Raw genomic sequence first — 20,295 nt, 5'->3', positions numbered from 1 at the left:
TCATACGAGATCTTACATAAACGTCATCGGTAGATTTTTTCTCTTCTCTTCTTTTTTTTTTGATTGAACATACGCATACACTGCCACGCTGCTAACAGCTGCTATAATAGCTACTGCTAATACTTTTTTAGATGTACTGTTCATTTTATCTTCACTTTTCATATTAACTACTTTTGTACGTTATCGTAAAGATAGAAACATTTTTTGAGATTGTTCGTCGGTGCAGGAATATTTATATTTTTTAGTGTTTATACAGTTTTAGCATGTTTTAATAATTATCTTTAAGAGAATAATCTAAATCCAGTGCCATGAAAAAAATCAGCTCCTTGCTTTGTTTCTGTTTCTGCGTCATATTAGGCATTGCTGCTTGTCACTCAAAAGATTCAACCAAAGATAAACAATCCGATGTGGTGGAGGCTACATTTCAGGATACTTTACCTTATGTAGACGATAGCCATGTGATATATCCTAAAAGTAGGCCAATGAAAGTTAGAGGCGACGATTCGGTACATAGTATTACGTTTGATGTCGAGGAATTAGTGAGAGATACAGAGCTTATAGATGAAATGCCGCTGAAGTCTGTCTTAGATTATTTGGTCAATTTAGAGCTTGGAGTATCAAAATTCGAATTGGAAGACGGACCTCTTATTGATAGTAAGATCAGAGGTCATTATGCTGGTAGTGATTCTTTAGTTTTTTCAAGTGCAAATCATCCTTTCTGGAAAACGGTTCGTATTGCTTATGAAAGGCATCGACCGTTGATTTTATCTCCAGATATGATTTGGTTGCTTATTTCGCAGGGCTTTGCTAATCATGTTAATTTCAACTCCGAGGAAATGCGTCCGTTCTTTGTCGATTTCGAAGGAAAACGTACTCTTAAAACAGAGTCTTTGATAACAGATAATTTGACTTGGGAAGACATCTTTGCCACTTTTCCGCCTGAGATAGCGAAATATACAGGAAAGGAATTGATAGATATATTGCGTGCTGATTTCACGACAACAACAGATGTGAGCCGTACCGTTTCGCAGATAACCATAATGGGTACGTTTCAAAGTTATTTCGAATTCGTACATTCGATGTCAGTCTGTGGCATTCCAGAAATAACATTAGAAGGAACAACTGCAGATTGGGAACGAGTGCTGGCTAAAGCACAAAGTCTGAAAAAGTATAAGCTCGAGTGGTGGATTGAAGAAATAGAGCCGGTCTTAGAAAAAATCATACAATCATCGAAAGGAAATGTTGATAATCTTTTTTGGAGAAAGATTTTTAAAATTCATGATCCAATGATGTGCGGAGAGCCTAGGGTAGCTGATGGGTGGATCGTAAAGTTCTTTCCATATTATGCGACGGGTAAAAAGTGTGATCTTAAGACATTGGCTCTTGATGCTGATCTAGTATCTGAAATTCATCGAGTCGATCTGAATTTTACTCAGGTGAATGTCTCTGACACGATAACTGTTCCTTTAGAGATATGGGCTGGTTTTATGGGTGTCAAGCAATGTAGGGAGACAATGGCTCTGAAGCCGGAAATAGGCTGGTTGATTCGTCGAAAAGAGAATAGAAATTCAGTGTTAGAATATTATTTCGAGAAGGGTAAAGACAGTTTTATATTTTTCGAAACCGATACTATCCCTAAAGAATTATTGAGACTAAAAAAAGCAAATTCAGTAAGTATCACTTTTGTGGAAGAAATTCGCATTCCTGATGAAATGGGCGATATGGATATCAAAGAACTTTACTTGTGGGGCGAAGCTTCTAAGGCTGAAATGCGTAGAATACGCAAACTTTTCCCTAATACAAAGCTACAGATAAATGGCAAATGATTTATTTTTTCGAAATGAGGGGCTAAACGGTGTTTTAAATAAAAGCTAATTTATATGGCTCTTTATTTCTTCTTACCCTTAGTGAAACTGTCCATCAGCAATTCTTGCAATTGCTCGGGGGTGATACTGATTTGGATTTTTCCATCAGCAACATAAGATATTTTCCCTCTTTCTTCCGATACTACAATAACTTTTGCATCAGTTTCCTGCGAGATAGCTACAGCTGCGCGGTGCCTTAATCCTAGATATTTTGGAAGATCCGGACTTTGGGTTACGGGTAATATACAACCAGCAGCTTTGATGCGGTCGCCAATGATGATCATTGCTCCATCGTGCAGAGGACTATTCTTGAAGAATAAGTTCTCGATGAGCCGTGTGCTGATCTCGGCATCGATTTCTTCTCCTGTTTTGACAATATTCGAAAGTGGAATTTCTTGTTGTATGACTATTAGTGCGCCAGTGTGTGCGCGTGCCATATTGGAACATGCAATGACAATCGGCGTAATAATAGCATCGGTAAGTACGTTTTTCTTTTTCTTTGGAAATAAAAATGAAAATGCTTTGTGCGAACCTATTGACATGAGGAAACGCCTGATCTCGTCTTGAAAAACAATGATAAGGATAAGCAGTCCTACTTGAGCAATCTGATTGAAGATACTTCCAAGTAGTCGCATTTCGAATACGTAAGAAACCAGAATCCAGATAACGATAAAAGATATTACGCCCTTGAATACGGCCGACGAAGTACCTGCACGCTGCACCAAGCGGTAAAGCTGATACATAAGCATAGCTACCAGTACAATGTCAATAATATCTTTTATTCCGAAATTGATCATATATTCTTAATCTTCGTATTTTCAAAAAGCGTATTGTTTCAGCTTTTCTGTAATCTTTACAGCTTCAACTGCCGCTTTTACATCGTGAACGCGAAGTATATTCGCACCATTCTGCAACGCAAATGTATTTAAAACTGTTGTACCATTTAAACTTTCGGCCGAAGAAATCCCTAATAAATTATAAATCATGCTTTTTCGGGAAATGCCAACAAGTAGAGGACAATCAAGTATTTCGAATCCACGCAACGCTGCAAAAAGCTCGTAATTCTGATCGAGAGTCTTGCTGAATCCAAAACCGGGATCAACGATGATATCATTAACGCCAAGCAGGTTCAGTTCTCTTATTTTTTCGGAAAAATATAAAAAAATATCCTGAATCAGGTTTTTATAGTCCGTTTTTTGATTCATATCTTGCGGTGTGCCACGCATATGCATCAGAATATAGGGAACTTGCAAACGTGCTGCAGTCTTGAACATGTCTTTGTCAATTTGTCCACCCGATATATCGTTGATGATGGCTACGCCATATTTTTCGACACACTCGGCAGCTACACTGCCATAAAAAGTATCGACTGAAATAGTGATATCGGGAAACTCGCGGTTGATGATAGCTAAGGCATATCTCAGTCTGCTCATCTCTTCTTCGGCCGATAAAAACGGCGATTTAGGATTCGACGATTGCCCGCCGATATCAATAATTTTACCGCCTTCGTCTACAATTTGCTGAATGCGCGCTATTATATCAGCTTCATCTTGCTTGCGACTCGCCGAGTAGAATGAATCGGGCGTAATGTTGACGATTCCCATTACCAGAGGTTCGTTGAAATCGACAAGCTGTCCTTTTATGTTGATTGTTTTCATCCGTTTGATTTACAATTCGATGATTGATTCTTCGAATATAGTCAATTTTTCGATACCGGTTTCTGTTACCAGAAGTGTATTCTCGTTGCCTACTGCACCTATTTGCGGAATGACAAACTTAGGCTCGAGAGCAAAAACGATGTTCGGCTCAAGTACTTCTTTCGATCGAGGAGTCAGAACCGGTGGTTCGTTTATTTCAATACCAACACCATGTCCTACGAATTTGGCTTGCTGTATAGTTCCCATGAAATAATCTTCCAGATTGTTTTTCTGGACGTAGTCCATAGCTATGTTGTATATTTCGGCGCAAGATGTTCCGGGTTTAGCCGTGGCTTCTATTTTTGCATGAATTTCGCGAGATACTTCGTGGGCTTTGTATGCCAATTCTGTAGTTTTTCCTACGGAGAAGACACGCGTCATATCGTCCATCCATGGGCGGTAATTTCCCGCCATATCTACCATAATAGTCATTCCTTCTTTTATTTCTTCGCCGGTAGCTCCCAATGGAAGAATCTCAGTACCATGACCGCCGAGAGCAAAATCGAATGGCGAAGATGCCTGCGCATTATCGCCGGTCAAGAGGCTACCCATAAAGATATCCATGTTCATACCATAGCTTCTGAAAATACCGTGCGATCCGTGAAGTCGCATTTGACGTTCGATCTCAATTTGAAGCTGTATGTCTGTCATTCCCCGACGAAATAGGGATGGAATGGTAGCATATACTGCCTGATGTTGTTTGGCGCAAAGCCTTACTTGCTCAATTTCAAAATCAGTTTTGATCATACGTACCTGACGCATCAATACCGAAGCGTTGGCAGCTTTTTCTATACCCAACATTCCCATCAGACGGCTACATTCGGTATAGGGCAAAAGATCTACTTCGAGCAGAACGTTTTTAGGAAGCGGAATATTCAGTTTAGCGAACTCTTCGCTAATTTGCTCAGGTTTGCGAATCGGAATTATATTTTCGAACTTAAAATTCTCAGTTCTTTTCAGAAAGTGAAGAGGTTTACCCTCGGCCGGAACATAGCAATAGCCATTGTAGATAACTCCGGTAAGATAAAAAACATTGACTGGCGTCGATACAATACACGCTTCGTAACCGCCTGATTGCATAGCTGCTTGTAGTTTGGCTAGGCGGATACTTAAATCTTTAATTAGTTCTTCTTGGTATGTCATGATGTCTGCTTTATTTGTATAGCTCGTTTGCTATAATGTATTGTTGTACTTTTTCGGGCAGAAACGCTTTGATGCATTTGCCTTCGGCAATACTTTCGCGGATGAAAGTTGATGAAATTTCCATAATAGGAGAATCGATAACCTCTACTTTATCGCGAAGTCGTGGTGGTATGGTAATGTTGTCGCCGAGACGTGGATAAATCTTAATTGCAAAATCTTCGATTAAATTTGTGTAGTCTTTCCATTTTTCGATGACTGACCAGTTGTCGGCTCCCATTATCAGTGAGAATTCATGCTCGGGATACATTCTTTTTAAGCTTTGCAATGTAGTGATAGTGTACGAAGGTTTTGGCAAAGTTAGTTCGAAATCGCTTGCACGTATTCCGCGATATCCTTCTACTGCCAGTTTTACCATCTCAAATCGCTGACGCTCCGAAACAAGTTTATCCTCTTCTTTGAAAGGATTTTGAGGGCTAACAAGCATCCAGACTTCGTCGAGGTCGGTAAACTCGACAATATAATTAGCCAAAGCTAGATGCCCGATATGTATCGGGTTGAATGATCCAGAGTAGATTCCTATTTTCATTTCGATAAAAAGTCTTTTATGACGTTTAAAGCTGTTTCTTTTGCGTGGTCAAGATTGTCATTTACTATAACGACATCGAATTTGGGAGCAAAAGCAAGCTCGAATTCGGCCTTGGCGATGCGGTCCTCAATTACTTCAGGAGAATCGGTACCCCTGCCGTTGAGTCGGGCACGAAGCTCTTCGATTGATGGTGGTTCGACAAATATCGAAAGGGCATTTTCTTTATAATATTCTTTGATATTGCATCCGCCCACTACATCTACATCGAATATTACGAAGTGACCTTTTGCTGCTATGCGGTCAACTTCCGATTTCAGTGTTCCGTAAAATCGATCGGGATAAACTTCTTCGTATTCGAGGAATTCATCACGAGCAATACGCTCACGAAATTCGTCGGGCGAAAGAAAGTAGTATTCAATCCCATGTTGTTCGCTGCCACGCGGAGGTCTGCTGGTGGCAGATATCGAAAACTCCAATCCAAGGTTTTGCGAAAGGAGATAATTGATAATGGTCGATTTGCCAGAGCCCGAAGGCGCTGAAAAAATAATTAGTTTACTCATGTTGTAAATAGTAGTTATTCTTTATTTGATCCGAACGATAAAAAATCAGTGATAGCTTGTTGCCATTCTTCTTTATCATTCAGAAGATAACTTTCGTGAGCCGAATTTTTAAACAAAGATATTGCTTTTCGTTGACTTGCGATAGCTTCATAAATAGATAATCCTTAAAAAAGAAGTTTCAATAACGTTTTATAGCTATTGAAACTCTATGTTTGTATAGATAACCGAATTTAAATTTTCTTGTTTGGTTATTTTATTTCAGATATGAAGGGTTACAGAACATTCAGAACTTGTTCTTTTATTTGTTCAAGTTCGTCTTTCATCTGTACAACTATCTGTTGCATTTCGGCATTGTTTGCCTTCGAACCCAGCGTGTTTATTTCACGACCGATCTCTTGTGTGATGAATCCAAGTTTTTTACCTTGACCTGATCCGTTTTTAAGAGTTTCGATGAAATATTTCAAGTGATTATTCAAACGATTTTTTTCTTCGTTAACATCCAGCTTTTCGATATAATAAATCAATTCTTGTTCCAGACGATTTTTGTCGTAATCTACATTCAGATTTTCGATGCTTTCGGTAATACGTGTTCTTACCTTTTCTATACGATCGGCGTCAAATTGATCAACACTAATCAATAATTCTTTGATGTTGGCAATTTTTGTTTTGAATAAATCTTCCAGCATCTGACCTTCTTGTTGGCGGAAATCGTTAAGTTTAGCTACAGCTTCTTCAACTATTTTCAGAACTTCGCTCCATTCTTCACTATCTATTTCTTGTACTTCGTATTTCATTACATCGGGCATACGAAGCAGTGTTGTAAACCAATCGTTAGGAACGCTAACTCCTAATTTGGCTGCCGACTCGGTTATTTGTTTGTGGTAAGCTTCTACAACGCTTTGGTTGATGCTGTTGCTGGTCTCTCCGTTTATCGATTCAGTATACAAAAGGAAATCTACTTTGCCTCGCTCAAGCGTATTGCTCAGATAGTTGCGCAACGGCATCTCATATTCTTTGTATATATTGGGCATACGGACCGAAAGATCCATTTGTTTGCTGTTAAGAGACTTAATTTCTACAGTAACTTTGCGTTCTTGCAATTCTCCAATGGCTTTACCAAAGCCGGTCATCGATTTAATCATCCGTTGTGATTTTATGTTTACAGGATACAAAAGTATATAAATTTAAGTCTTATTATTAATTATCTGCACTTTAAATGCGTAAAAAATGCTTGAATTTGGCTATTTGAGCTATTTTTGTACTGAATACATCTAAATATTAAGAAAATGAAATCAGTATTATTCTTGCAGTACCCAAAATGCAGTACATGCCGCAATGCCGCAAAGTGGTTGAAAAATAATAATATATCAGTCGTAGATCGTGATATCACTCAAGAAAATCCAAATGAAGAGGAATTGACTCGATGGATTGATATGAGCGGTTTGCCTATTGCTAAATTCTTCAATACATCGGGCAAGATATATAAAGAGCGAAATCTGAAAGATGTTGTCAAAATAGCACCGAAAGAGGAGCTTATAAAGCTTTTGGCAACTAATGGTATGTTGGTAAAACGTCCATTGATTGTTGCCGACGATTTTGTTTTGGTAGGATTCAACGAAAGCGAGTGGACTGAAAAATTGAAATAATACAAAACCGATGGAGGAGATTATAGATATTGAAAATACTCAGCAAGCGGATGAGCCACAGCCGAAACCCAAACGCGGTTGTTTAGCTCGAATCATTCGTTTTTCGTTCTGGGTACTGGTCAGTATATTGGCGCTGAATGTGTTGATATATGGCCTGCTATCTATACCTGCCATCCAAACCCGTTTGGTGGGAGTGGTAACTGACAAGCTTAGCGAGATGATCAACTCGAAAGCCTCGATAGAAGAAGTGCAGATTTCGCTGTTCAATCATGTTACGCTCAAAGGAGTATATGTCGAAGATCAAAGTCAGGATACGTTGCTCTATGCTAAATTGTTGGACGTAAAGCTCAGCCCATGGAAGTTGTTGGACAACAGGCTGCAGATAGATCAGGTTTTGCTCGAAGATTTTGATATTTCGGTCAATAAAAAAGATTCAATCTCCGACTTTAACTTCCAGTTCTTGATTGATGCTTTTGCCACTGGCGATACTACGCAAACAGATACGACTAAATCATCGTTGATGATCGTTGTAAGCGATGTCCTATTGGAAAGAGGGCGATTGACATACGATGTTCTGTCTGATCCCGAAACTCCGGGCATCTTTAATGCTTCGCATATTGCATTGTCAGACTTTAATGCTGATTTGAATCTGAATTCATTAGATCCCGACCAATTGGATGTAAGGTTGAATAATTTGGCTGTCAGAGATAAATCAGGATTGGCGATTACTTCTGTTGAAACACATTTCAGAAGCGAAAAAGATATCTATAAAACCGATAAACTGATATTGAAGCTTGAGAACTCGCAGTTGGTAGCGTCCAATGTTCAATACAATATGGCTACCGATGAGTTTCATCTAGGTGTTGATGAAACCAATATTGCGCCTCGGGATATTGCATACTTCTTACCGAACGCGAAATTTTTAACTTCAGATATTGTACTGAAAGCAAATGCGTGGGGGCAATTGCCAATGGTTACGGTAGATACTTTCCTTGTGAATTATGGCGACGATGCCGCTTTGCAGGCAAATGCCTATATGTCGGATTGTATGCAATATGGTATTTCTGACATAAAACTAAAGTTGTCGCGTTTGCAGCTTACGCCTAAAGGAGTTACAGATTTAGCCAGACTGGGTGATTCTCTTTTTGTAGCTCCCGATATGTTGCGCAATCTGGGCAATATACTTTTACAGGCCAATCTGGATGGTCATTTGGGTAACTTCAAGTTGGATGCCGATGCTTCGACAAGCGCCGGAGTATTGATGCTTACAACTACCGGCCGAACAGATACAACCTTTAACAATATTGCCGCGAAAGCTCATTTGGCAACTCAAAATTTTGATTTGGGCCGAGTGATGGGTGCTGGTAGCGGTTTTGGTAAACTGACTGTTTTTACGGATGTTGATCTTGTTCAGACAACGAAGCAGCCTCTTTCGGTCAATGCTTTAGGAAATGTAGGCTTATTTGAATTTCAAGCAAATGATTTGAAAGACATCAATTTCAATGGGCATTATAATGCTCAGGATATGGCTGTTTCGATCGATTCGGATAATCCGGCACTACGATTTGCAGCAAATGCAATGATGACGCAGGCTAAGGTTCCGGATATACATTTCGATCTGGATCTGGAACATTTGGATGTTGAAAAATTCTATAAAAATGAATACTGGAACGAGCCAGAGTTGAGTCTTAAGCTGAGCGGAGATTTGAAAGGAATAGATGTCGATCGCATGACGGGGCTTGTGGAAATAAACGATTTTGTATTGAGAGATACAACATTCGTCTTCAAGCCGGGTAAGATTAGTCTTGCTGTGAATAATGTCATGGAGGATATAATGTATGCCGAGTTTTCGTCAAAATTTGCAAGAGCGAAGCTTTTGGGAAAATATAATTTTGTGGAGTTCTACGATGAATTGACTCACATACTGCATGGCTATCTGCCTGCTGTTTTTGATGAGGAAGAACACAAAAATCATGAATTCAAGAATGATTTAGCCTTCTCTTTAGAAGTGGGAAATACCGAAGAGCTTGGACGAGTTTTTCAATTACCGGTAGATGTCGTAGACTCACTTGTGATATCGGGACAAGCCAAATTCCCTATTAAACATGTGTTTGCGGAAGGCTATGCGTCAAATGTGAAGTATGGGGATGTATTGGTTGAAGCTGCGTTTTTGAATATTCAGAATCAAGACTCAGTGTTTGATATCGACCTTAAGAGTATGCTCCGAACAACGGCCGGAGATTATTCGGGAGTATTTAAAATATTGGGAGCAAACGACAAGGTTGAATCATCGATAGGATTGAAAAGCAGTAATCCGGGAAATACAGATATCGTAATCGATGGAAGGTTGGAAGGATTGACAACATTTAGTCGTAACGAAAGAGATAGTCTGATTATTAATCACGATGTCACACCAAGCGATATTCACATTGGAGAATTGATTGTTGGAGTACTACCTGCAACAATAGAATATCTGGGTGGAAAGACAGAAATCTATGATTTTGGTATTGCGTTGAATAAAAAACGAATATTCGGAATGGAAGGAGCTATTTCCGAATTGCCTACAGATACCCTGAACGTTTACTTCAATCATGCTCAGGTGGGGGATGTGCTTTCAGCTTTCGATGTGAATCATATTAAGATGGAGCTTGATGGCGATATTTTGTTGACGAATATTTTGGACAGATTGGAGCTTTATACCGATAATTTTGTGGCAAAAGATATTGTTGTATTCAGCGATTCGCTCGGAACATTGAATACTCAAAGCTATTGGAGTACGGAGAAGCAGGGGCTTGCGGTAAATACGATTCTAGAACATCGTAAGCGTAAGTTAATGCAATTCGCAGGATTTGTCTTCTTAGAAAACGACTCTTTGGCTTTGGGGCTTGAAGCAGACAGATTTCCTATAAACTGGATAGCGCCTTTTATGGAAGGTACACTAAATCATCTTTCTGGAACGGTTAGTTCGAAATTGCTGGTAACAGGTTATTTTAAGGCTCCAGTCAGTCAGGGATTTTTGGGATTTAACGATACATCTCTGGGTATCGATTATACGAACGTGACTTACAGTATTTCGGATACAATCGAGATTACGCCCGATAAGATCGGATTCGATAATCTTATACTGAAAGATAATGAAGGGAATAAGGCAACGGTTAATGCGCGGTTGACGCACAAATATTTTAATGATATGAAATATTCATTGGATATGCGTGCGCAGCAGTTAATGTTCTTGAATACCGAGAATCGCGTGGATAGCCTATTCTACGGAAAAGTATATGCTTCGGGAACAGTAAATATAAAGGGGGATGAGGCTGGTATGTCGATGAATATGAACATAAAAAACGATAAGAAGTCGAAAATCAATGTTCTTATTCCGCAAACATCGTCTGCTACCGAGTATAAAAACTTGGTATATATAAATGTTCCAGAAGATAAATTGGATAAGGTTGAGCCAGTGGTGCTGCAAGCTCCGACGATGAATATTGATATGAATGCCAATATAACCTTAACTCCCGATATATTGTTGACTGTTGTGATAGATCCGACTACGGGCGACAAAATGGAAATTAAAGGTAATGGAAAGATTAATTTTACATACGATCTGAACACCGAGACGATGAATACCTTCGGTGATTTTAAGGCCACTGATGGTAGTGTGCGCATCAGTTTGCAGGGTTTGAAATCGTTTGATATGAAAATCAGAGAAGGTAGTAAGTTGACTTTCCTTGGCGATCCGCTGAAAACTAAATTCAATATTAAGGCTTATGCCCGAAAACGTGCCGATTTGACGACTCTCGATCAGAGTTTCGGTACGGATGATACATCTCCTAAAGTGAATGTCGATTGCGTTTTGGGAATCAGCGGAGACATGGACAAGATGGAGCTTACTTACGATGTGGAATTGCCGGATGCTCCGGACGATACGAAGCGTAAGGTGCGAAGTCTGATTGCAACTGATGAACAAAGGATAACTCAGTTTGCGTATCTGATAGGAACGGGATCGTTCTATTCGAGCGGAGCAGGAAGTAAGATTGGTACAAGTATGTGGACCGGATTGGCTTCAAGTACGTTGTCTAGTGCTTTGAACTCTGTCCTGGGTGGAGTTTTGGGCAAAGAATGGGAAATTGGTACGAACATAGAATCGGCTGATGGATCGATGAACGAATTGGGTATGTCGGTAGATGTGTCGAAACGATTTATGAATGACAAGCTGAAACTACATACAAGTGTAGGTTATAATCAGTCCGCAACTACCGAAAGTTCATTTATCGGAGATTTCGATGCCGAGTATCAGTTGTCAAACAATTGGACTATCAAAGCATACAATAAAACCAACGAACGTGTTTACGAACAAGCTCAGTACACACAAGGTATTGGTATCGTTTATACGAAAGAAGCGCGTACTCTGAAACGTTTGTTCTTGCCTCGCCGTCGAAACCGTGATCGTCAGCGTCCGCAGCAAGAAGCAACTAACGAACAGCAGCCTAAACAAAATGATACTCAGCCGACAAAAGTTGAAGGAGAGTAAAAATATTTTTTCCTAGATGGCAAGATTTATAGGAAATATGGTGGTTGACCATGTAAATAAAAATGGATTAATTGATAAGACAATTAAATATTTTACGGATGCAGGATTTAAATTGATTAGACAGACAGAGAATCTTTTAATCTTTCGTAGGGGTTTATTCTGTTTAAGTAGCTGGATTTTTAATCCATTGGCTTGGAAATCGAAGGTGAAAGTTAAGATAAAAGAGGATTCTGTCGTTGTCGATTATGTTGTTGATGAACCGAAGCAAATATTGACAAAAAGAGAGTTGGAGCTGTGGCAGTTTTTTATTGGTAATTATGCGGATTCTCTATTTGTTGATACCGATTACAATAAGATTAACAATAAAGCAGTAAGAGGTATAAGATTGCATAGTATTAAGCTTGGTTTTGTACTTCTTCTGGTTGGATTAGTAGGTGGAGTAATTGGCGTTTATGCGGCTATAAAGCTAGATTTTTCTTTTCTTATTCCATTTTCGGTAGTTGTTCCTATTGTACTGGCGTTGAAAGTATATATTCGTAAGTATAGCTGAAGTTAACTTTTTTATTTTTCAAAAATATGTTTGTTGTCGACTGATTGAGGTTCGCTGAAAAACAACTACCTTTGTCGTCTATAAAATTTTGAGGTAACTATATGAAAGACTTTATTATATCGGAAGCAAAAAACGAACGTGCAGTTCTAGTTGGTCTAATTACTCCGCAGCAAAACGAAGATCGTGTGAAAGAGTATCTTGACGAGCTTGCTTTCTTAGCCGATACGGCCGGCATTATTCCAGATAAAATGTATACACAGAAACTGGATTATGCCAATCCTACAACTTTTGTTGGAACAGGGAAACTACAAGAAATTAAAGAATATATCGAAGAAGAGGAAATAGGTATAGTCATATTTGATGATGAGCTTTCTCCTCGTCAGCTACGTAATATTGAGGCCGAATTGAAAGTCAAGATTTTGGACAGAACGAGTCTTATTCTTGATATTTTCGCTATGCGTGCGCAAACTGCATACGCAAAGACTCAAGTCGAATTGGCACAATACCAATATTTGTTGCCACGTCTGACCCGTATGTGGACTCACTTAGACCGTCAGCGAGGTGGTGGTGCTATGATGCGTGGTGTGGGTGAAACCCAGCTAGAGACCGACCGTCGTATTGTACTCGATCGTATTTCTTGGCTCAAAGATCAGCTGAAAAGCATCGATAAACAGATGGCTTCTCAGCGAAAGAACCGCGGTAAAATGGTTCGTGTTGCTTTGGTAGGTTATACCAATGTGGGTAAATCGACTTTGATGAATCTGATGAGTAAGTCGGATGTTTTTGCTGAGAATAAGCTATTTGCAACTTTGGATACTACTGTTCGCAAGGTTATTATTGACAATCTTCCATTTTTATTGTCCGATACCGTAGGATTTATCCGTAAGTTGCCGACACACCTTGTCGAATCGTTTAAGTCTACTTTGGATGAAGTTCGTGAAGCAGACCTATTGGTTCATGTTGTTGATATATCACATCCTAACTTCGAGGAGCAAATTGAAGTTGTAAACAAGACTTTGTTGGAAATCGATGGCGAAGAAAAACCAATGATTTTGGTATTCAATAAAGTGGATGCCTTTTCGTATGTGCCGAAAGACGAAGATGATCTGACTCCGGTGAAACGTGAAAACCTTTCTCTTGAGGAATTGAAAAAGACATGGATGAGCAAAATGGCGAATGATTGTATTTTCATTTCGGCTAAGACGAAGCTTAATCTTGAAGAATTGCGTGAAATGCTTTACGAAAGAGTGAAAACTATACATATCGAGCGTTATCCTTATAATGATTTCCTTTTTCAGCGCTACGATACAGAAACTACTGAAGAATAATTATGCAAGTCCAATCAGCTGTTTCGGCTATTAAGAACAGCCTGAAAGGCTATTACGATGAAGGCGAAATCTCAGCCTTCATTCGCATAATTTTACCCTATATCACTAAATGTCAATATCCATCGTTGATTCTGGACGATAAAGCTGATATTGACGATATTCAACTTGCTACTGTGGTCGATAGATTGAAGCAATTCGAGCCTATTCAGTACATTGTTGGCGAAGAAGAATTTTTTGGTTTGACATTTAAGGTTACACCAGATACTTTGATTCCGCGACCGGAAACCGAAGAATTAGTAGAGCTTATACTTGCCGAAAATAAAGATTTAAATCCATCAGCATCAATATTGGACATTGGTACAGGAAGTGGTTGTATAGCTATTTCGGTAGCTAAATATATGCCCGAAGGAAAAGTGACAGCATGGGATATTTCGGAAGGAGCTTTGGCGGTTGCAAGAGGTAATGCTTCTCTTAATAATGTGATTGTAGACTTCGAATGCGTAGATGTATTGGGACGTTATCCCCAATCGCATAAATTTGATATCATTGTTAGCAATCCTCCCTATGTGATGGATAGCGAGAAAGGTGATATGACGGCCAACGTATTGAAGTATGAACCTCATTCGGCACTTTTTGTTCCGGATAACAAGGCGTTAATGTTCTACGAACGTATAGCAGATATTGGTCGTGAGTTGCTCAATCCGAACGGAAAACTTTATTTCGAGATCAATCGTGCCAAAGGGCAGGAAATGATTGATATGTTAGAAAGTAAAGGATATAAAAATATTCGTGTTGTTTGGGATATTAGCAAAAATGATCGTATTGTTGTAGCATATATCTAAATTCAAGAATGAAATTGTCCGAACCCATAGCATTGAATAGAATCGCAGCGTATTGTTCTAAAGCAGAGCGATGCGAGTGGGATGTGCGTCGCAAATTGAAAGCTTGGGAGTTGGAGGAGGATGAGATTGCGCGTATTGTAAAACGCTTGAAAGACGAACGTTTCTTGAGTGATGAGCGTTTCTGTCGGAGTTTTATCAACGACAAAATGCGGTTCAACAAATGGGGCAAGACTAAGATTGTGTTTGAACTCCGTAAACGAAATATATCTTCTTCTGTTTATCAACCAATATTAGATGATTTCGAAGATGAAAGTTTTAACGAACAGCTTGAATCAATCTTGAAGATAAAGCTGAAAACAGTAAAGGGCAAGGATGATTATGATCGTCGAAATAAATTGATACGGTTTGCTCTGGGTAGAGGATTCTCCATGGATGCAGTTTTGAAAATGGTAAGCAAACTCTTGAAAACTGACTGTGATGATCTTTCGTAATTTGCTCGATTTCTTTTTCCCTTCTCTGTGCTCTTCGTGCGAAAAAAGACTGGCCGAATACGAGAAACATATCTGTTTGGATTGTCTCTCGAAGATTCCGAGAACTAACTATCACGACGAGGAAAATAATAAATTAGAAGAGTTTTTTGCCGGGCGAATCCCCTTTGAAAGAGTAGCAGCATTCGCTTATTTTGTGAAAGGTGGCACTTTGCAGCCAATAATTCATGAGCTGAAATATAAAAACAATCCTGAATTGGGTGTTTATCTCGGTCAGTTGTGTGGCGATAGTTTGAATGGAAGTAAGTTTATTGAATCAATTGATTTTATTGTTCCAATTCCACTTCACCAAAAGAGATTGAAGGAACGAGGATATAACCAAGCATATGAATTGTCTAGGGGAATTGCTGAACGAACGTATGTAAATCTTAATGATACTGTGGTTGTTCGTTCAATAAATAATCCTTCTCAGGCGAAAAGTGATTCGCGCGAAGCACGTTGGGCGAATGTCGAGAATATCTTTTCTTTGACTGATAAAGTTGTTTGAGGGTAAACATATTCTGTTAATAGATGATGTACTGACAACAGGATCGACAATAGAAGCGTGTGCTAAAGAATTGCTCAAAATAACAGATATTCGCATAAGTGTTTATACACTTGCTGTCGCAACTTGATTGTTTATGAGCGGATTTCATGTTTTGTTGTAAGTTATTTTGTGAAATAAGACCTATCTTTGTGGTCTAATATTTTAACGATTCAGATAATTAAGAAAATGCAAAAACCATCTATTCCAAAAGGAACTCGTGACTTTTCGCCAGAAGAAATGGCGAAACGTAACTATATTTTCGATACAATACGTGAAGTGTATAAACTTTATGGATTCCGTCAGATAGAAACTCCGGCAATGGAAAATCTTTCGACGCTGATGGGAAAATATGGAGAAGAAGGTGATAAATTACTTTTCAAAATATTAAATTCTGGAGACTTTCTTAGCAATTTTAGTGATGAAGAACTGGCTGATAAAAATTCTGCCAGATTTGCTGCCAAAGCCTGCGAAAAAGGACTTCGTTACGATTTGACAGTGCCATTCGCACGCTATGTGGTTCAACATCGTAATGAAATTACGTTCCCTTTCAAGCGTTTTCAAATACAACCGGTTTGGCGTGCCGATCGTCCGCAGAAAGGTCGCTATCGCGAATTTTTTCAGTGTGATGCCGATATCGTAGGTTCTGACTCGCTGTTGAATGAGGTTGAATTACTTCAGATTATCGATACAGTATTTACCCGTTTTGGCATTCGTGTGTCGATTAAGCTAAATAACCGTAAAATCCTTTCAGGTATTGCCGAGATTATCGGTCAGCCTGAAAAAATAGTTGATATAACTGTTGCTATCGATAAATTAGATAAAATAGGCCTAGAAAAAGTGAATGAAGAATTGGCTTCGAAAGGCTTGCCACAATCTGCTATCGATCAATTACAACCTATTATACTTCTTGAAGGAGATAATCGCGAAAAACTTTCGACGCTGAAAAATGTACTGAGTGCTTCTGAGATAGGAGTGAAAGGTGTCGAAGAATTGGAGTTTATTCTGAATCGTATCGATCTAACACCGCTAGCCAGCGAATTGGAAATTGATTTGACATTAGCTCGTGGATTGAGCTATTATACCGGAGCTATTATCGAAGTAAAAGCGCTTGATGTTCAGATCGGAAGTATTACGGGTGGTGGTCGTTATGATAATCTAACAGGTATTTTTGGCTTGGATAATGTTTCGGGTGTGGGTATCTCGTTCGGTGCAGATCGTATCTTCGATGTCTTGAATCAGTTAGATCTTTATCCGAAAGATTCTATCAAGGGAACTAAGGTGCTATTTGTTAATTTTGGAGAGAAAGAAGAAGAATTTATTCTTCCGGTGATTTCTAAATTGCGTCAAGCCAATATCTCGACAGAGATATATCCGGATAGTGCAAAAATGAAAAAACAAATGTCTTATGCCGACTCTAATAAAATCCCTTTTGTTGCTATTGTAGGAGAAGAAGAAATGGCAGAGGGTAAAATAGCATTGAAGAATATGGAAACGGGCGAGCAAAGCAAGCTGACTGTTGAGGAATGCATTGCTGTTTTGACTGAAAAATAAAAAAGTTCTATATCGTATCGACAAGGCTTCTGTATTGTGCAGAGGCCTTGTTTGTTAATGATCATTCACGATAAGGCGATTTCGCCGTTAAAAGCACGATGTTACGATTAAATTTCGTAAATTTGCTGACTTATAAATCAAGTAATTAAATCGTAAAAATTAATATAAAGTAAGTATGAACGTGTTGGAATTGAGCGAACAAGAGATTATTCGCCGCAAAAGCCTTGAAGAAATGCGCGCATTGGGTATCGAACCATATCCTGCGGCAATGTATGATGTTAATGCATATTCGGAAGAGATAAAGCAGTCATTTTCTGATGATGCTCCTAAGCGCGAAGTAACTATCGCAGGACGAATAATGGGACGTCGCATCATGGGTAAAGCATCGTTCGTCGAACTACAAGACGCTGAAGGACGTATTCAAGTATATATAACTCGCGATGATATCTGTCCGGGAGAAGATAAAGAAATGTATAACACTGTATTCAAGAAACTGCTTGATATAGGTGACTTTATCGGAATCAAAGGATTCGTTTTCCGTACACAGATGGGCGAAATATCGGTACACGCTCAGGAATTGACAGTATTATCAAAATCACTTCGTCCGCTACCGGTAGTAAAAGTGAAAGATGGTGTTACTTATGATGGATTCACCGATCCAGAACAACGTTACCGCCAACGTTATGTTGACCTTGTGGTTAACGATCAAGTGAAAGATATTTTCATTAAACGTACCAAAATGTTCAACTCGATGCGTAATTTCTTCAACGAAAGAGGTTATATCGAAGTTGATACTCCGGTACTACAAAGTATACCAGGAGGAGCAGCAGCTCGTCCGTTTATTACACATCACAATGCATTGGATATTCCTTTGTATCTGCGTATTGCGAATGAACTTTATCTGAAGCGTCTGATCGTAGGTGGTTTCGATGGAGTTTATGAGTTCTCTCGTAACTTCCGCAACGAAGGTATGGATCGTACTCACAATCCTGAATTTACAGCAATGGAAATTTATGTAGCTTACAAAGACTACAACTGGATGATGGAATTTACGGAGCAAATGGTTGAGCGTGTTTGTATGGATGTTCTCGGAACTACAACTGTTACGGTTGATGGAAAAGAAATCAGTTTCAAAGCTCCGTTCAGACGTGTGACTATGATTGATGCGATCAAAGAAAATACAGGTGTCGATATCAATGGAATGGATGAAGCGCAACTTCGTGAAGTATGTAAACAGCTAGGAGTTGAGCAAGATGAAACAATGGGTAAAGGCAAACTAATTGATGAGATATTCGGAGAGAAAGCTGAAGGAAACTACATTCAGCCAACATTCATTACCGATTATCCGATCGAAATGTCTCCGCTATGTAAACGTCACCGCAACAATCCAGAGTTGACTGAACGTTTCGAGTTGATGGTTAATGGTAAAGAACTTGCGAATGCATATTCTGAGCTGAATGACCCAATCGATCAACGTGGACGTTTCGAAGAACAAATGAAATTGTCAGAAAAAGGAGATGACGAGGCGATGTTTATCGACCAAGACTTCCTTCGTGCATTGGAATACGGTATGCCTCCTACATCGGGAATGGGTATCGGTATGGACCGTTTCGTGATGTTGTTGACAGGACAAACTTCTATTCAGGAAGTATTGTTCTTCCCTCAGATGCGTCCTGAAAAAGTAGCGAAGAAAGATGCTCCTGCCAAATATGTAGAACTTGGTATTGCTGAAGAATGGGTGCCTGCTCTACAAAAAATAGGATATCTGCTTGTCGAAGATATGAAAGATGTGAATCCGAACAAACTTCGTCAGGAAATGAGCGAAGCAAACAAGAAATATAAATTGGAACTTACCCTACCTTCAGCCGAAGAGGTTGCAGCTTGGGTAGCTAAAGTTCAATAAATAAAAATATATGAGTTTACCGGGAAAAATAGCCATATTAGGTGGAGGAACATGGGCGACAGCATTGGCCAAAATCATGCTGATGCAACAGAAGCACATCAATTGGTATATGCGTCGCCCGGAGCAAATAGAAGAGTTCCGCAAATTTGGGCATAACCCTTCTTATCTGACGAACGTAGAATTTAATACTGATAGAATCAGTTTCTATTCGGATATTAGTGAAATAGTAAAAGATTCGGATACGCTGATTTTTGCAGTACCATCTCCTTTCTTGAAAGGGCATCTCGAAAAGTTGACTGTCAGTCTTTCGGATAAATTTGTTATCTCGGCAATCAAAGGGATTGTATCTCCCGAGAATGTGATGGTGACCGATTATCTGGTAGATGAGTACAATGTGCCTCGCAATAATGTAGCCATTATTGGAGGGCCATGTCATGCTGAAGAGATTGCTTTGGAAAGAATGACATATCCTACGATAGCTTGTGCTGATATTGAAAAAGCTGAGGCCTTGGCTCAGATATTTGACAATCGATTTGTAAAGGCTTCTACTTCGGCTGATGTTGACGGAATAGAATTGGCAGCCGTACTGAAAAATGTATATGCCATAGCTTCGGGTATCTGCCATGGTTTGAAATACGGTGATAACTTTCAGGCTGTGATTGTATCGAATGCAGTCAGCGAGATGAGCAAATTTCTCGAAACAGTTTATCCGCTCGAGCGAAATATATATGATTCGGCATATTTGGGCGATTTGCTGGTTACAGCATATTCAAGCTTCAGCCGTAATCGTACTTTCGGCTCGATGATCGGTAAAGGTTATTCGGTCAAAGCAGCTCAGATAGAAATGCAGATGATAGCCGAAGGCTATTTCGGAACTAAATGCGTAATGGAACTGAACGAAAAGTTCGGTGTGTCGTTGCCATTAGTCGAGACTGTATATCGCATTTTGTACGAACAAGCTCCGGCACGTCAGGAAATAAAAAAATTAAGAGAACATTTTTTGAAATAATAGGTAATAA

The 20,295-nt window shown here is 39.2% G+C and carries 19 protein-coding genes; 12 read left to right on the top strand and 7 right to left on the bottom strand.

Annotated features, from left to right (window positions below; translation table 11 throughout):
* Positions 1–12: 12 nt before the first annotated feature.
* Positions 13–162, bottom strand: a complete 150-nt coding sequence (locus C1A06_RS15060; RefSeq protein WP_159461394.1) for a hypothetical protein — start codon at positions 160–162, stop codon at positions 13–15.
* A gap of 146 nt (positions 163–308) precedes the next feature.
* Here C1A06_RS15060 and C1A06_RS08695 point away from each other — a divergent pair, with 146 nt between their 5' ends.
* Complete coding sequence (locus C1A06_RS08695; protein ID WP_101689869.1) at positions 309–1,826, top strand: DUF4419 domain-containing protein; 1,518 nt, start codon at positions 309–311, stop codon at positions 1,824–1,826.
* 62 nt (positions 1,827–1,888) lie between these two features.
* On the opposite strand, the gene cdaA is transcribed toward C1A06_RS08695, so the two are convergent.
* The 6 genes from cdaA to C1A06_RS08665 form a co-directional block, all read right to left on the bottom strand.
* Positions 1,889–2,662, bottom strand: coding sequence for a diadenylate cyclase CdaA (cdaA, locus tag C1A06_RS08690; RefSeq protein ID WP_101689868.1), 774 nt, complete (start codon positions 2,660–2,662; stop codon positions 1,889–1,891).
* 21 nt (positions 2,663–2,683) lie between these two features.
* Positions 2,684–3,523: a dihydropteroate synthase gene (folP, locus tag C1A06_RS08685; protein ID WP_101689867.1), complete on the bottom strand. Its 840-nt coding sequence runs from the start codon at positions 3,521–3,523 to the stop codon at positions 2,684–2,686.
* 9 nt (positions 3,524–3,532) lie between these two features.
* Positions 3,533–4,705, bottom strand: coding sequence for a M24 family metallopeptidase (locus tag C1A06_RS08680; protein WP_101689866.1), 1,173 nt, complete (start codon positions 4,703–4,705; stop codon positions 3,533–3,535).
* Between the two features lie 10 nt (positions 4,706–4,715).
* Positions 4,716–5,291, bottom strand: coding sequence for a nicotinate (nicotinamide) nucleotide adenylyltransferase (gene nadD, locus C1A06_RS08675; RefSeq protein ID WP_101689865.1), 576 nt, complete (start codon positions 5,289–5,291; stop codon positions 4,716–4,718).
* The gene (gene gmk / locus C1A06_RS08670; protein WP_101689864.1) at positions 5,288–5,851 is read right to left on the bottom strand and encodes a guanylate kinase; all 564 of its coding nucleotides are present in this window, start codon (positions 5,849–5,851) and stop codon (positions 5,288–5,290) included. Before gmk ends, nadD begins: the two co-directional genes overlap by 4 nt.
* A gap of 272 nt (positions 5,852–6,123) precedes the next feature.
* On the bottom strand, positions 6,124–6,993 hold the full coding sequence (locus C1A06_RS08665; protein WP_101689863.1) for a YicC/YloC family endoribonuclease: 870 nt from the start codon (positions 6,991–6,993) through the stop codon (positions 6,124–6,126).
* Positions 6,994–7,137: 144 nt separating this feature from the next.
* Between C1A06_RS08665 and C1A06_RS08660 the strand changes: the two genes are divergently transcribed.
* The 11 genes from C1A06_RS08660 (at position 7,138) to C1A06_RS08615 (ending at position 20,285) form a co-directional block, all read left to right on the top strand.
* Complete coding sequence (locus C1A06_RS08660) at positions 7,138–7,497, top strand: arsenate reductase family protein (protein WP_101689862.1); 360 nt, start codon at positions 7,138–7,140, stop codon at positions 7,495–7,497.
* A 10-nt stretch (positions 7,498–7,507) separates the two neighbouring features.
* The gene (locus tag C1A06_RS08655; RefSeq protein WP_101689861.1) at positions 7,508–12,028 is read left to right on the top strand and encodes a translocation/assembly module TamB domain-containing protein; all 4,521 of its coding nucleotides are present in this window, start codon (positions 7,508–7,510) and stop codon (positions 12,026–12,028) included.
* Positions 12,029–12,044: 16 nt separating this feature from the next.
* Positions 12,045–12,578, top strand: a complete 534-nt coding sequence (locus C1A06_RS08650; protein WP_101689860.1) for a hypothetical protein — start codon at positions 12,045–12,047, stop codon at positions 12,576–12,578.
* A gap of 101 nt (positions 12,579–12,679) precedes the next feature.
* A complete protein-coding gene (hflX, locus tag C1A06_RS08645; RefSeq protein WP_101689859.1) occupies positions 12,680–13,906 on the top strand; it encodes a GTPase HflX in 1,227 nt (408 codons plus the stop codon).
* Positions 13,907–13,908: 2 nt separating this feature from the next.
* Complete coding sequence (prmC, locus tag C1A06_RS08640; protein ID WP_101689858.1) at positions 13,909–14,748, top strand: peptide chain release factor N(5)-glutamine methyltransferase; 840 nt, start codon at positions 13,909–13,911, stop codon at positions 14,746–14,748.
* 8 nt (positions 14,749–14,756) lie between these two features.
* Positions 14,757–15,239 (top strand): regulatory protein RecX, encoded by a 483-nt coding sequence (locus tag C1A06_RS08635; RefSeq protein WP_101689857.1) that lies wholly within the window; start codon positions 14,757–14,759, stop codon positions 15,237–15,239.
* Positions 15,226–15,783 (top strand): ComF family protein, encoded by a 558-nt coding sequence (locus tag C1A06_RS08630; protein ID WP_245872032.1) that lies wholly within the window; start codon positions 15,226–15,228, stop codon positions 15,781–15,783. Before C1A06_RS08635 ends, C1A06_RS08630 begins: the two co-directional genes overlap by 14 nt.
* Entirely contained in the window at positions 15,776–15,910 is a 135-nt protein-coding gene (locus tag C1A06_RS15230) for a ComF family protein (protein WP_245872031.1), read from the top strand. The genes C1A06_RS08630 and C1A06_RS15230 overlap by 8 nt, the downstream gene beginning before the upstream one ends.
* A gap of 98 nt (positions 15,911–16,008) precedes the next feature.
* Complete coding sequence (gene hisS, locus C1A06_RS08625) at positions 16,009–17,373, top strand: histidine--tRNA ligase (RefSeq protein WP_101689856.1); 1,365 nt, start codon at positions 16,009–16,011, stop codon at positions 17,371–17,373.
* 175 nt (positions 17,374–17,548) lie between these two features.
* Positions 17,549–19,276, top strand: coding sequence for a lysine--tRNA ligase (gene lysS / locus C1A06_RS08620; RefSeq protein ID WP_101689855.1), 1,728 nt, complete (start codon positions 17,549–17,551; stop codon positions 19,274–19,276).
* 10 nt (positions 19,277–19,286) lie between these two features.
* Positions 19,287–20,285: an NAD(P)H-dependent glycerol-3-phosphate dehydrogenase gene (locus C1A06_RS08615; protein WP_101689854.1), complete on the top strand. Its 999-nt coding sequence runs from the start codon at positions 19,287–19,289 to the stop codon at positions 20,283–20,285.
* Positions 20,286–20,295 lie beyond the last annotated feature (10 nt).

The organism is Dysgonomonas massiliensis, from assembly GCF_900240225.1.
GTDB lineage: Bacteria > Bacteroidota > Bacteroidia > Bacteroidales > Dysgonomonadaceae > Dysgonomonas > Dysgonomonas massiliensis.
The sequence above is the reverse complement of the archived record's forward strand: the minus strand, read 5'-3'. Positions and strand labels throughout refer to the sequence as shown.

Bases quoted from the DNA above. Each gene is read 5' to 3' on its own strand.
- C1A06_RS08660 (WP_101689862.1), top strand. From the start codon at position 7,138: ATGAAATCAGTATTATTCTTGCAGTACCCAAAATGCAGTACATGCCGC.
- lysS (WP_101689855.1), top strand. From the start codon at position 17,549: ATGAACGTGTTGGAATTGAGCGAACAAGAGATTATTCGCCGCAAAAGC.
- hisS (WP_101689856.1), top strand. From the start codon at position 16,009: ATGCAAAAACCATCTATTCCAAAAGGAACTCGTGACTTTTCGCCAGAA.
- C1A06_RS15060 (WP_159461394.1), bottom strand. From the start codon at position 162: ATGAAAAGTGAAGATAAAATGAACAGTACATCTAAAAAAGTATTAGCA.
- C1A06_RS08655 (WP_101689861.1), top strand. From the start codon at position 7,508: ATGGAGGAGATTATAGATATTGAAAATACTCAGCAAGCGGATGAGCCA.
- nadD (WP_101689865.1), bottom strand. From the start codon at position 5,291: ATGAAAATAGGAATCTACTCTGGATCATTCAACCCGATACATATCGGG.
- prmC (WP_101689858.1), top strand. From the start codon at position 13,909: ATGCAAGTCCAATCAGCTGTTTCGGCTATTAAGAACAGCCTGAAAGGC.
- C1A06_RS08635 (WP_101689857.1), top strand. From the start codon at position 14,757: ATGAAATTGTCCGAACCCATAGCATTGAATAGAATCGCAGCGTATTGT.
- gmk (WP_101689864.1), bottom strand. From the start codon at position 5,851: ATGAGTAAACTAATTATTTTTTCAGCGCCTTCGGGCTCTGGCAAATCG.
- C1A06_RS08695 (WP_101689869.1), top strand. From the start codon at position 309: ATGAAAAAAATCAGCTCCTTGCTTTGTTTCTGTTTCTGCGTCATATTA.
- C1A06_RS08630 (WP_245872032.1), top strand. From the start codon at position 15,226: ATGATCTTTCGTAATTTGCTCGATTTCTTTTTCCCTTCTCTGTGCTCT.
- C1A06_RS08650 (WP_101689860.1), top strand. From the start codon at position 12,045: ATGGCAAGATTTATAGGAAATATGGTGGTTGACCATGTAAATAAAAAT.
- hflX (WP_101689859.1), top strand. From the start codon at position 12,680: ATGAAAGACTTTATTATATCGGAAGCAAAAAACGAACGTGCAGTTCTA.
- C1A06_RS08680 (WP_101689866.1), bottom strand. From the start codon at position 4,705: ATGACATACCAAGAAGAACTAATTAAAGATTTAAGTATCCGCCTAGCC.
- cdaA (WP_101689868.1), bottom strand. From the start codon at position 2,662: ATGATCAATTTCGGAATAAAAGATATTATTGACATTGTACTGGTAGCT.
- folP (WP_101689867.1), bottom strand. From the start codon at position 3,523: ATGAAAACAATCAACATAAAAGGACAGCTTGTCGATTTCAACGAACCT.
- C1A06_RS08665 (WP_101689863.1), bottom strand. From the start codon at position 6,993: ATGATTAAATCGATGACCGGCTTTGGTAAAGCCATTGGAGAATTGCAA.
- C1A06_RS08615 (WP_101689854.1), top strand. From the start codon at position 19,287: ATGAGTTTACCGGGAAAAATAGCCATATTAGGTGGAGGAACATGGGCG.